This window comes from Caulobacter sp. LARHSG274 (genome assembly GCF_052871235.1).
In genome coordinates this window covers 393,922-405,753 of sequence record NZ_JBIXJO010000001.1, presented here as the reverse complement: position 1 = coordinate 405,753, position 11,832 = coordinate 393,922, and the positions used below count along the sequence as shown (strand labels likewise).

Here is an 11,832-nt window from a genome sequence, read left to right as displayed (position 1 = left end):
GGACTCTCTAGCATTCGCGACGAAGAGTCGTCACGGCGCCGCGCGGTCTGGCGTCGCCGCCGGCTTGCTTTTGCCGGCGCGAGTCGCGATATAGGCCTCGGAGATCGGCGACGGGCGGAGTCCTCGCCAACCTGGTCAGGGCCGAGAGGCAGCAGCCACAACGAGTTACGCTCCGGGTCGTCTGCCGGTCTCCACCTTTCGTAAAATCTGTCAGCTTCTCGACCGTCGGCGCCGGCCGAGCCTTTTGCTGCGCTCTTCGGCGCTCTACACTCCGGGCCATGGCCGACCACGACGACCTCACGACCGATTCCGCGCCGCCGTGGGACGAAGCTCCCGCCGAGCGCGACGAGAACACCGCCGACATCTTCGGCGGCGCGCCGCCGGCCGTGGCTGCGCCCTCCGTCACGCCTCCCGTTACGCCGATGACCAGTCAGGCGTCGGATCCGGACGCCGCCTACACTGTGCTGGCCCGCAAGTACCGGCCGCGCACCTTCGAGGACCTGATCGGCCAGGAGGCCATGGTCCGCACCCTGGCCAACGCCTTCTCGACGGGGCGCATCGCCCACGCCTTCATGCTGACCGGCGTGCGCGGGGTGGGCAAGACCACCACCGCCCGCCTGCTGGCCCGGGCCCTGAACTATGAGACCGACACCGTTCACCAGCCCTCGGTCGACCTGACCGTCGACGGCCGCCACTGCCGGGCGATCATCGAGGGCCGGCACATGGACGTGCTGGAGCTGGACGCCGCCAGCCGCACCAAGGTCGACGAGATGCGCGAGCTGCTGGACGGGGTGCGCTACGCCCCGGTCGAGGCGCGCTACAAGGTCTATATCATCGACGAAGTGCACATGCTGTCGACGGCGGCGTTCAACGCCCTGCTGAAGACGCTGGAAGAGCCGCCGCCGCACGCCAAGTTCATCTTCGCCACCACCGAGATCCGCAAGGTGCCGGTGACGATCCTGTCGCGCACCCAGCGCTTCGATCTGCGCCGGGTCGAGCCGGACGTGCTGGTCAAGCACTTCGCGCGGATCGCCGCCAACGAGGGGGCCAAGGTCGAGGAAGACGGGCTGGCGCTGATCGCCCGCGCGGCCGAGGGCTCGGTGCGCGACGGCCTGTCGCTGCTCGACCAGGCCATCGTCCAGGGCGAGCGCGGCGCGGCCGTCACCGCCGCCGTGGTCCGCGACATGCTGGGCCTGGCCGACCGCGGCCAGACCATCGCCCTGTTCGAGAACGTGATGAGCGGCAAGCCGGGCGACTCCCTGGCTGGCTTCCGCGCCCTGTGGGGCTTCGGGGCCGACCCGGCCGTGGTCATGCTCGACCTGCTGGACCACTGCCACGGCGCCTCGGTGGCCAAGGCCCTGGGGCCCGACGCCCTGACCCTGCCCAAGGAGCAGGCCGCGCGCCTGACCGCCATCGGGGCTCAGACCTCGGCCGGGACCCTGTCGCGGCTGTGGCAAATGCTGCTGAAGGCCCATGACGAGGTGCGCCGCGCCCCCGACGCCCGGGCCGCGGCCGAGATGGCCCTGATCCGCCTGTGCTACGCCGCCGACCTGCCCGGTCCGGAGGAGGCGCTGAAGGCCCTGCGCGACGGCCAACCGGTCGGCGGCGGCCCAGGCGGGGGCGGCGGTTCGCTCGGCGGCGGCGCGGCCGGCGGGGCGGTCAACGCCCAGGCCCGGGTGATGGCCGCCCCGGCCGCCCAGGCCGCGCCGACCCTGGCCTCGTTCGAGGACGTCGTGAAGCTGATCGCCGAAAAGCGCGACATCGGCCTGCGGCTGGACGTCGAGCAATATGTCCGTCCGATCAGCTTCCGGCCCGGGGCGATCACCTTCGAGCCGGCCCCCGGGGCGCCGGGCAACCTGGCCGGCCGGCTGGTGCGGGCGCTGAAGGAATGGACCGGCCAGCCCTGGCTGGTGGCGGCCGAGGGCGGCGGCGGGGCCGAGAGCCTGTTCGAGCGCCAGAAGCGCGAGGAGCGCGAGGAACTGGCGGCGATCAAGTCCGACCCCTTCGTCGCCTCGGTGCTCACCGCCTTCCCCGGCGCCGAGATCGTCGAGGTCCGCAGGATCCTGACGCCCGAGGCGCCGCCGATCGAGCCGGACGAACTGGAAGAATGAGTTTGCCCCCTTCCCCCTGGAGGGGGGAAGGTTGGGGATGGGGGTGACACGTCGGTTCCGGATGGAGCGCGGCGGTGACGAACCCACCGCCGCAGTCATCCCCACCCCCGACCCCTCCCCCATCGAGGGGGAGGGGAGCTTGTAGAAACGGAGCAGACCCCATGAAAGATCTCGGCGGCCTGATGAAGCAGGCCCAGGCCATGCAGCAGAAACTGGCCGACGCCCAGGCCAAGCTCGCCGAGCTGACGGTGGAGGGCACCTCCGGCGGCGGCATGGTCACCGTCACCCTCAAGGGCACGGGCGACCTGGCCCGCGTGGTGCTGGACGAGACCCTGATCACCCCCGGCGAGGGCGAGGTGATCGCCGACCTGGTCGTCGCCGCCCACGCCGACGCCAAGAAGAAGCTCGACGCCGCCCAAGCCCAGATGATGCAGGAAGCCGCCGGTCCGATGGCCGGCATGATGGGCGGCCTGCCGGGCATGAAGTTCTAGGCGGTCCGTCACTCAGTTTGATCCATACTTCCGCTCATCCCGGCGAATGCCGGGACCCAGGTGAAACCCAGAGACGCTCAGGCTGAATCTGGGTCCCGGCATTCGCCGGGATGAGCGGAGTTGAGGGGAGATCAGATGCTCCATTTTCGTACCGCCCTGATCGCCGCCGCCTTGCTGGCGCCCGGCGCCTCCCACGCCGCGCCCCTGCCGGCCGACCTGGCCGCCGCCGCCCACGCCTATGACGCGGCCCAGGTGAACGGCGACCGGGCGGCGCTGGAGCGGCTGGTGGCCGACGACTACGTGCTGGTCAACGGCGCGGGCCAGGTCCAGGACAAGGCCCGGCTGATCGCCGACTATGTCGCCCCCGGCTTCAAGCTCGACCCCTTCACCATCGAGGAGCCGGTCGAAAAGGTGCTGGGCGACACCGCCCTGTTCGGCGGCAAGGTCAACATGACCGGCGTGGACGGCGGCCAGCGCTTCGCCCTGGTCGTGCGCTTCGTCGATGCCTGGGCCAAGCGCGACGGCCAGTGGCGGGTGGTCTATTCGCAGGTCACCCGGGTCGCGAAGCCCTGATGGCCGCCTCCGCCGGACCCGAGATCGAGCGCCTGATCGCCCTGCTGTCCAAGCTGCCGGGCCTGGGTCCGCGCTCGGGCCGGCGGGCGGCCCTGGCGCTGCTCAAGAAGCGCGACACCCTGCTGGCGCCGCTGACCGCCGCCCTGGTCGACGCCCAGGCCAAGGTGCGCACCTGCTCGACCTGCGGCTCGCTCGACACCTCCGATCCCTGCGCGGTCTGTTCCGACCACAGCCGCGACCCGCGCCTGCTGTGCGTGGTCGAGGAGGTCGGGTCGCTGTGGGCCATGGAGCGGGGGCAGTCGTTCAAGGGCCGCTACCATGTGCTGGGCGGCCTGCTGTCGGCGCTGGACGGGATCGGGCCCGAGGCCCTGCGGGTCAATGAACTGCTGGCCCGGGCCGGCGGCGGCGAGATCGCCGAGGTGATCCTGGCCTTGCCCGCCACGGTCGACGGCCAGACCACCGCCCACTACCTGGCCGACCGCCTGGCCCCGAGCGGGGTGGCGGTGACCATGCTGGCGCGCGGCGTGCCGGTCGGCGGCGATCTCGACTGGCTGGACGACGGCACCATCGCCCAGGCGCTGCGGGCGCGGCGGCCGGCCTAGGCTCGGGCCCCGCGGCGCATCGCGGACCTGACGTTGTCATCGACCACGCCGCTCGCCTTTGGCATCACTGGACATGGCCGAGGATTCGGTCGTCGCGCGCAGGAGGATCCAAGATGGTGGACGCCGGACCCGAGATCGAAGCCCACCACCACGGCCACACCGGCCACCGCTGGCTCGACATCCTGCTGGGCGTCAGCGCGATGATCATCTCGGTGGCGTCGCTGTTCCTGGCCGTGCACCACGGCCACACCATGGAGAAGATGGTCGAGGCCAGCACCTGGCCCTACATCGAGATCAGTTTCTCCAACGCCACGGTCGACGGCCGTCCGGTCGCCAAGCTCGACGTCATCAACAGCGGCGTCGGTCCGGCCCGGATCGAGACGACCGAAATGTTCTTCCAGGGCAAGCCCATGGCCTCTCGCCATGCCCTGGTGAAGGCCATGGCCCGCTCGGACCAGATGAACGTGCTCAGTTCCACCGTCAGCGACCGCGTGCTGCGGGCCGGCGACACGATCCCGGCCCTGCAGACCGACCCGGGCATGGCCGCCTCGCCAGCCTATTTCCAGCACTTCCAGGAGAACCTGTCCCAGGTGACCAGCCGCATCTGCTACTGCTCGGTGCTGGAGCAGTGCTGGCTGCGCGACAGCCGCCAACCCAAGCCGGAGAAGGTCAAGGCTTGCCCGAAGCCGGCCGTGCCTTACGAAAGCTAGAGCATCGTGCGGAAAAGTAGCCGCCAGTTTTCCGCGAAAACGATGCGAAAACAAAAAACTAGAGCAAGCCGGGCGATTCTTATATCGCGCGGCTTGCTCCAGGAGGGCTTCTTCAAATCCCCGACTCCGGTTAAGAACGGAGCATGAACTTTTCCGATCCGTTCCTGATCCTCGCCCTCGTCTTCGCCCTGCTGGCCGTGGGCGCGGTGCTCTGGGCCCTGGCCAGCCAGCGCCGAGCCGGCGAGGCCGATACCCGGGCCTGGGAACTGAACGCCAGGCTGGTCCAGGCCGACGAGCGGGCCCGGCTGCTCGAGGACCAGGCCGCCACCCAGGGCGAGCTGATCCGCGCCCAGGCCGCCCAGCAGGCGACCATGACCGCCAACACCGTGGCCGAGGCGCTGATCAAGCGCACCGAGGAGAACTTCAAGAGCCGCGAACTGCTCAGCCAGCAACGGCTGGAGGCCCAGCTCAAGCCCGTGGCCGAGACCCTGGCCAAGTTCGAGGCCCAGGTCGTCGCGGTCGAGAAGGCCCGCGCCGAGGAGACCGGCGGCCTCAAGGCCCAGATCAACGCCCTGATGGAGGCCTCGGTCGCCACCCAGTTTGAGGCCCGCAAGCTGTCGGCCGCCCTGCGCCGCGGGGCCGGCGTCCAGGGCCGCTGGGGCGAGCAGACTTTACGGAACGTTCTTGAGGCCGCTGGCCTCAACACCCGCTTCGACTTCGAGGAGCAGTTCAGCGTCGACAGCGACGAGGGCCGCCGCCGGCCCGACGTCAAGGTCAAGATGCCCGGCGGCGGGGTGTTCGTGATCGACGCCAAGTGCTCGCTCAACGCCTTTCTCGAGGCCCAGGAGGCGACCGAGGACCACCTGAAGGAAAGCGCCCTGGTCCGCCACGCCGCCAGCGTCCGCGGCCACATGCAGGGGCTTTCGGCGAAAGCCTATTGGGACCAGTTCGCCAGCGAGGGCTCGCCCGACTTCGTGGCGATGTTCGTCCCCGGCGACGGCTTCCTGGCCGCGGCGCTCGACCGCCTGCCCGACCTGATGACCGAGGCCATGGACCGCCGGGTGCTGCTGGTCACCCCAACCACCCTGTTCGCCCTGTGCAAGGCGGTGGCCTATGGCTGGCGGGCCGAGGACCAGGCCAAGAACGCCGCCAACATCGTCGCCGTCGGCCGCGAACTTTACAAGCGCATCGCGGTGATGGGGGCCCACGCCGGCTCGGTCGGCAAGGCGCTGGAGGCGGCGGTCGGCCGCTACAACCAGTTCGTCGGCTCGCTGGAGAGCCAGGTCCTGACCCAGGCCCGCCGCTTCGAGGACCTGTCGGTCGACCACGAAGGCAAGGAGATCGCCGAGCTGGCCCCGGTGGAGAACGCCGTGCGACCGTTGGTCAAGCTGGCGGCGAGCGAGGCGCTGGATTGATCGGACGATCCTGCGATTGCACGGCTTAAGGCCAAGCCTTAGGACAGCTGAATGATCGCCATGCTTATCCCGCCAATCGCGCTCGCAGTGGTTTTTCTCTGGTTCTTTGTTTCGCAGGGCAGGACGGTGTTCAAGGCTTGGCGCGAGGGTGTCATCGCAGGAGACTCCCTTGTGAAGGGTATGGTCCAACGTGCTGTCGACCCTGCCGAGTTCAACAGGCTGCTGGCGGACAAGATCAGGCGAATGGCCTCGGTTGTCGTGCTGGCCATGGTCATGGGGTTTTTGATGTGGCCGGTTCTTCGTTCCGCAACGTCGCACTGAAGCTCGCCCGCCGCGCCCATCCGTCGCCTTGACCCCGGGCGGCGCGGCCCTTACCTGACAGCTATCATGGCCATTCGTCGCATTCTCACCGTCGATAACGCCGCCGACCTGGCGGTTCTGAAGCAGGTCTCCAAGGACGTGCCCGCCGTCGATGACGGTCTGCGCGCCCTGATGGATGACATGCTGGAGACGATGTACGACGCCCCCGGCATCGGCCTGGCCGCCGTGCAGGTCGGCGAGCTGGTCAATGTCATCGTCATGGACCTGGCCCGCGAGGGCGAGGAACCGGCCCCGCGCTATTTCGTCAATCCGAAGATCACCTGGGCCTCCGACGAGCTGTTCGAATACGAGGAAGGCTGCCTATCGGTCCCCGAGGTCTATGACGCCGTCGAGCGCCCGGCCCGGGTCAAGATCAGCTATCTCGACTACCAGGGCCAGGCGGTCGAGGAAGAGGCCGAGGGCCTGTTCGCCGTCTGCATCCAGCACGAAATGGACCACCTGCAGGGCGTGCTGTTCATCGACCACCTGTCGCGCCTGAAGCGCGACCGGGCGATCAGCAAGGTTAAAAAGGCCCGCCGCGCGGCCTGAACCACTGCAAGTCCCTCTCCCATGGGGAGAGGGATGGGCTCGCGGCGCAGCGGTGGGAGGGTGAGGGGGTAAGACCTATCGGTCCGAGCCTGACGCCCTGCCCGGATCTGAGACGGCGTAATCCCTCACCCTCCCACGCTTCGCGCGGGCCCCTCCCTCTCCCGCCGGGAGAGGGAACTTCATTCCGTCGCCTTATGAACGTCCTTCTTGACGTCGCGGCTGGCTTCGCGGGTTTCCTGGCCGGCCTTGGCGCCGGCTTCCTGGGCCTTGTCGACGGCGTGACCGGCGGCGTCCTTCATCTGGCCGGCGGCTTCCTTGGTGCTTTCCTTCAGGGCCGTGCCGGCCTCCTTGACGTCGGGGTCGTTGGCGATCGCCGTGGCGGCCTGCTTGACGTCGGAGCCGGCGGCCTTGGCGCCTTCCTTGATCTCGGTGGCGTGCTTGTCCGAGCAGGCGGCGAGCGACAGGGCGGCGAGACCGGCGGCGGCGATCAGTGTGATGGAGCGCATGGCGCGTCCTCCGTGGAAAGGTGGCCATAGAACGGGCGGTCCATGGCCTAGGTTCCGCCCGGCGCCGGGTCTTGGGCTTTGCGAACGCGGGCGAGGCGTCTAAACCGGCGGCCATGCGCCTCGCCTTTCTCGGAACCCCCGACTTCTCCGTCGCCTGCCTGGCCGAACTGGTTGCCGCCGGCCACGAGATCGCCTGCGTCTATTCCCAGCCGCCCGCGCCGCGCGGCCGGGGCCAGGACCTCAAGCCCTCGCCCGTCCACGCCTTCGCCGACAGCCTGGGCCTGCCGGTGCGCACGCCGGCCTCGATGAAGACCCCCGAGGAGATCGCCGCCTTCCAGGCCCTCGACCTCGACGCCGCCGTGGTCGTCGCCTTCGGCCAGATCCTGGTCCGCGAGGTGCTGGAGGCCCCGCGGCTGGGCTGCTTCAACCTGCACGCCTCGCTGCTGCCGCGCTGGCGCGGGGCCGCGCCGATCCAGCGGGCGATCATGGCCGGCGACCGCGTCACCGGGGTGCAGGTGATGCGGATGAGCGAGGGGCTGGACGAGGGGCCGGTGCTGATGGGCGAGCAGGTGCGCATCGACGCCCTGGAGACCGCCGGCAGCCTGCACGACAAGCTGGCCGCGATCGGCGCGCGGATCCTGCCGGTGGCCCTGGGCGCGATCGAGCGCGGCGCGGCCCGCGAGACGCCCCAGAGCGAAGTGGGCGTGACCTACGCCAAGAAGATCAAGCCCGCCGAGGCCCGCATCGACTGGACGCGGCCGGCCGCCGAGGTCGACCGCCACATCCGCGGCCTGTCGCCGTTCCCCGGCGCCTGGTTCGAGGCCCCGTCGGACAAGGGGCCGGTGCGGGTCAAGGCCCTGCTGTCGCGGGTCGAGGCGGGGGAGGGCGCCCCGGGCCGGACGCTGGACGACGCCCTGCTGATCGCTTGCGGCGCCAATGGAGCGGGGGGCGCCGTGCGCCTGCTCAAGGCCCAGCGCGAGGGCAAGGGGGCGCAGGACGCCGAGGTGTTCCTGCGCGGCTTCCCGGTGGCGGCCGGAACGGCCCTGACCTGATGCCCCGCTACCGCCTGACGATCGAATATGACGGCCGGCCCTATTACGGCTTCCAGGCCCAGGCGGCCCTGCCGTCGGTGCAGGGGGCGATCGAGGCGGCGGTCAAGGCCTTCAGCGGCCAGGCGGTGCGCATCCACGCCGCCGGCCGCACCGACACCGGCGTCCACGCCACCGGCCAGGTGGTGCATGTCGACCTGGAGCGCGACTGGCCGGCCCGGACGGTGATGAACGCCCTCAACGCCCACCTGACCCGCGAGGCGGTCAGCGTGCTCGACGCCGCCGTCGCGCCGGAGGACTGGCACGCCCGGTTCTCGGCCCGGGAGCGGCGCTATCTCTATCGCATCCTCAACCGCCCCGCCCCGCCGGCCCTGGAGGCCGGCAAGGTCTGGCACATGAAGAAGGCGGTGGACGCCGAGGCCATGCACGCCGCCGCCCAGGCCCTGGTCGGGCTGCACGACTTCACCACCTTCCGCGACATGCACTGCCAGTCGAAGTCGCCGCTGAAGACGCTGGACGTCGCCCGGGTGTCGCGGGCCGGCGACGAGGTGCATCTGGTGTTCGAGGCTCGCTCGTTCCTGCACCGGCAGGTGCGGTCGATGACCGGCACCCTGCTCGAGGTCGGGGTCGGCCGCTGGGCCCCCGGCGACGTGCGCGCGGCCCTGGAGGCCAAGGACCGCACCGCCTGCGGCCCCGTGGCCCCGGCCGACGGGCTGTACCTGACCGGCGTGGGCTACGAGGGCGAGGCCTGAGGTCTTCGCCTCCGTTGTTCCGCCCGCAAGACCGGTCGAACTTCGGGGCGCTCCAGGCCTCAGGCCGGAAAGCCGCCCGCCCGCGCCAGCGACGAGGCCGGCGCCTTGCCCAGGCGCTCGCTGACCTGGCGTCCGACCGCGATTAGGGCCGACAGGTCGTAGCCGGTCTCGAAGCCGGCCCGCTCCAGCATGTAGACCAGGTCCTCCGTGCCGATATTGCCGGTGGCGTTGGGGGCGAACGGACAGCCGCCTAGGCCGCCGACCGCGGCGTCGAGCACGTCGATTCCCGCTTCGACGCTGGCGTAAGCGTTGGCCAGGCCGGTGTTGCGGGTGTCGTGGAAGTGCATCCGCAGGCGGGCGTCGGGGGCGGCGGCGCGTACGGCCTCGATCCGCCGGCGCACCGTCCAAGGGTCGGCGACGCCGATGGTGTCGGCCAGGACGATTTCCGCGACCTGGAGGGCGGCGGCCTCCCGGGCGATGGCGACCACCTGGTCTTGCGACACCTCGCCGTCGAACGGACAGCCGAAGGCCACCGAGATCGTGGCGCTGATCGGCGGGCCGCCCTCGACCGCCTGGCGCTCGACGATGGCGGCCAGGGCCGCCACCTGCTCGGCGACGGTCGAGCCTTGGTTGCGCACCGCAAAGCCGTCCGAGGCGCAGACCACGACATTGGCCTCGTCGCAGCCGGCCGCCACGCAGCGGTCCCAGCCGCGCATGTTGAGCACCAGCCCGATCCGCGACCGGGCCGGATCGGGCGGCAGGGCGGCCATGATCTCTTCGGCGCCGGCCATCTGCGGCACGCGCTTGGGATTGACGAACGACACCGCCTCGATGCGGCGGGCGCCGGCCGCCTCCAGCTGGCGGACCAGGGCGACCCGATCCTCGACCGGCAGGGCCAGGGCTTCGTTCTGCAGGCCGTCGCGCGGTCCGACCTCGACGATCTGGATGAAGCGGCTCATGGGCGGGCCTCCGGGGGCGCCGGCTCGTCGGACTCGTCGGCCTGGTCGACGGCGTCGGGCCGGATCGGGGCGCCGCGATAGAGGGTCAGCCGCTCGCGGTCGCCGTCGGAATAGTCAAAGCCCTCGACCACCCCGGCCGGCCGGGCGGTTTCGCCCAGGGCGGCCAGGGCGGCGCGGAACGCCGTGTCGAGCCGGCCCTCGACCACGGCCGGCCGTCCCTGAGCTACCGCCTCGGCCGCGCCGGCGGGGTCGGTCAGCTCCGTGGCGGTGCCCAGCAGGAAGACCATGCTGGGCTCGGCGTAGCCGGTGACGGCGACCGGCCCGGCCGCCCCGGCCCGTGGAGCCAGGTCGGCCTGCTCCAGGGCGCGCTCCAGCCGGGGGGCCAGCATCAGCGGCTCCAACCGGGGCACGAAGACGCCGACCAGGGCGGCGTGGGCCAGGACGCCGAGCGTTCCGGCCGCGACCAGGGCCGTGGCCGCGGTCCGGCGCATCAGCAGCACCGCCCCGACCCCGCCCGAGGCCAGGAACAGCAGGGCGGTGAGGACGGCCCAGACAACGCCCGAGCGGTCGCCGTACTCGACCTGCAGATAGACGACGCCGGCCGCCAGCACCAGGCCGGCCAGGACCATCAGTCCCGCGCCGATCGCCCGGGCGATCCGGCCCAGCGGCGCGCGCAGGGCGGCGGCCATCAGCATGGCCAGGGCCGGCACGGCCGGCAGGGTGTAGTGGGCCAGCTTGGTGGGCAGCAGCTCGAACACCAGCCAGGTCGGGACCAGCCAGCACAGGGCGAACCGCACCCCGGCCTCCCGGCGGCCCGCCCAGCCCTGGACCAGCCCGGCCGGCAGCAGCAGGGTGGCGGGGAACACCAGCAGGAAGGCGGCCAGGGCGTAGCTGCCGAACGGCGCGCCGTGGCTTTCCTGGCCGCCGGCCAGCTTCGGCGCCAGGTCGCTGCCGACCGCCGTCGACCAGAAGGCCCCGTCGGTGGCCACGGTGATCATCGTCGCCCAGGGCAGGATGATCGCCGCACAGAGGATCAGGCCCCAGCTCCAGCCCAGGTCCTTCAGCCACGGGGCCTTGCGGTCCCACAGCCATAGGGCCGCGATGCTCAGCGCCACGACCATCAGTCCGACCGGGCCCTTGATCAGCACGCCCATGGCCAGACCGATCCAGAAAGCCAGCTTGCTCCAGCGGTCGGCCTTGCCGCCGGCCAGGTGGGCGGCGTAGAGCCGCGCCAGGCCCGCCATGGCCAGGGTGGTGAAGCCGCACAGGGCCGCGTCGGTCTTGGCGATGAAGGCCTCGGTCGACAGCAGCAGGGTCGCGCCCAGGATGCCGCCGGCCAGCAGGCCGGTGCGCGGCCCCAGCAGCGCCGCCGCCCCCCAGGCGCAGGCGGCCGCCGCCAGCATCGCCCCCAGCAGCGACGGCAGGCGATAGGCCCAGATCCCGCGGTCCTCGGGAGCCGAGACCGCCGCGACGCTGGCGGCCTGCAGCCAGTGGATGCCGATCGGCTTCTTGAAGCGCGGCTGGTCCTGGAAGCGGATGACCACCAGGTCGTCGGTCTCCAGCATCTGGGCGGTGGCCTGGGCGAAGCGCGATTCGTCGCGGTCCAGCGGCGGCATGGCCGGCAGACCGGGCAGGCCGGCGATCAGGGCCACCAGGGCGGCGAACAGCGGGCCGCGCCAGCCGCGGCTCCAGGCGTCCAGGCGAGATTCGAGCGTCATGGACGATGAAATAGCACGATCCTTTCCTGTGGCGACT

The 11,832-nt window shown here is 71.1% G+C and carries 13 protein-coding genes and 1 other RNA gene; 11 read left to right on the top strand and 3 right to left on the bottom strand.

From position 1 onward, the window contains the following. Window positions 1-101 precede the first annotated feature (101 nt). The 9 genes from ffs to def all read left to right on the top strand — a co-directional run bounded on the left by ffs (window position 102) and on the right by def (window position 6,811). Window positions 102-194, top strand: an RNA gene (gene ffs, locus ACIPQB_RS01905) — signal recognition particle sRNA small type. Window positions 195-278: 84 nt separating this feature from the next. Then, on the top strand, window positions 279-2,111 hold the full coding sequence (locus tag ACIPQB_RS01900) for a DNA polymerase III subunit gamma/tau (protein WP_446483499.1): 1,833 nt from the start codon (window positions 279-281) through the stop codon (window positions 2,109-2,111). Between the two features lie 161 nt (window positions 2,112-2,272). After that, window positions 2,273-2,602, top strand: a complete 330-nt coding sequence (locus ACIPQB_RS01895; protein WP_446483498.1) for a YbaB/EbfC family nucleoid-associated protein — start codon at window positions 2,273-2,275, stop codon at window positions 2,600-2,602. Window positions 2,603-2,737: 135 nt separating this feature from the next. Beyond that, the gene (locus ACIPQB_RS01890; RefSeq protein WP_446483497.1) at window positions 2,738-3,175 is read left to right on the top strand and encodes a nuclear transport factor 2 family protein; all 438 of its coding nucleotides are present in this window, start codon (window positions 2,738-2,740) and stop codon (window positions 3,173-3,175) included. Next, entirely contained in the window at window positions 3,175-3,777 is a 603-nt protein-coding gene (gene recR, locus ACIPQB_RS01885; protein ID WP_446483496.1) for a recombination mediator RecR, read from the top strand. Before ACIPQB_RS01890 ends, recR begins: the two co-directional genes overlap by 1 nt. Window positions 3,778-3,890: 113 nt before the next feature. Next, window positions 3,891-4,487 carry a hypothetical protein gene (locus ACIPQB_RS01880; RefSeq protein WP_446483495.1) on the top strand — a complete coding sequence of 199 codons (597 nt, stop codon included), beginning with the start codon at window positions 3,891-3,893 and terminating at the stop codon, window positions 4,485-4,487. Window positions 4,488-4,630: 143 nt separating this feature from the next. After that, window positions 4,631-5,902 (top strand): DNA recombination protein RmuC, encoded by a 1,272-nt coding sequence (gene rmuC / locus ACIPQB_RS01875; protein WP_446483494.1) that lies wholly within the window; start codon window positions 4,631-4,633, stop codon window positions 5,900-5,902. Window positions 5,903-5,953: 51 nt separating this feature from the next. After that, complete coding sequence (locus tag ACIPQB_RS01870; RefSeq protein ID WP_446483493.1) at window positions 5,954-6,223, top strand: hypothetical protein; 270 nt, start codon at window positions 5,954-5,956, stop codon at window positions 6,221-6,223. A gap of 66 nt (window positions 6,224-6,289) precedes the next feature. Then, complete coding sequence (gene def, locus ACIPQB_RS01865; protein ID WP_446483492.1) at window positions 6,290-6,811, top strand: peptide deformylase; 522 nt, start codon at window positions 6,290-6,292, stop codon at window positions 6,809-6,811. Between the two features lie 179 nt (window positions 6,812-6,990). Here the strand turns inward: def and ACIPQB_RS01860 are convergent, their stop codons facing one another. Then, window positions 6,991-7,317 carry a cell surface protein gene (locus tag ACIPQB_RS01860; protein ID WP_446483491.1) on the bottom strand — a complete coding sequence of 109 codons (327 nt, stop codon included), beginning with the start codon at window positions 7,315-7,317 and terminating at the stop codon, window positions 6,991-6,993. Between the two features lie 113 nt (window positions 7,318-7,430). On the opposite strand from ACIPQB_RS01860, the gene fmt reads away from it, so the two are divergent. Both fmt and truA read left to right on the top strand, forming a co-directional pair. Then, entirely contained in the window at window positions 7,431-8,369 is a 939-nt protein-coding gene (gene fmt / locus ACIPQB_RS01855; RefSeq protein ID WP_446483490.1) for a methionyl-tRNA formyltransferase, read from the top strand. Continuing rightward, window positions 8,369-9,118, top strand: a complete 750-nt coding sequence (gene truA / locus ACIPQB_RS01850; protein WP_446483489.1) for a tRNA pseudouridine(38-40) synthase TruA — start codon at window positions 8,369-8,371, stop codon at window positions 9,116-9,118. The genes fmt and truA overlap by 1 nt, the downstream gene beginning before the upstream one ends. A gap of 59 nt (window positions 9,119-9,177) precedes the next feature. Here truA and ACIPQB_RS01845 read toward each other — a convergent pair whose 3' ends face one another. Together ACIPQB_RS01845 and ACIPQB_RS01840 are read right to left on the bottom strand one after the other, a co-directional pair. Further along, window positions 9,178-10,077 carry a hydroxymethylglutaryl-CoA lyase gene (locus ACIPQB_RS01845; RefSeq protein WP_446483488.1) on the bottom strand — a complete coding sequence of 300 codons (900 nt, stop codon included), beginning with the start codon at window positions 10,075-10,077 and terminating at the stop codon, window positions 9,178-9,180. Next, a complete protein-coding gene (locus ACIPQB_RS01840; protein ID WP_446483487.1) occupies window positions 10,074-11,795 on the bottom strand; it encodes an ArnT family glycosyltransferase in 1,722 nt (573 codons plus the stop codon). The genes ACIPQB_RS01845 and ACIPQB_RS01840 overlap by 4 nt, the downstream gene beginning before the upstream one ends. Window positions 11,796-11,832 lie beyond the last annotated feature (37 nt).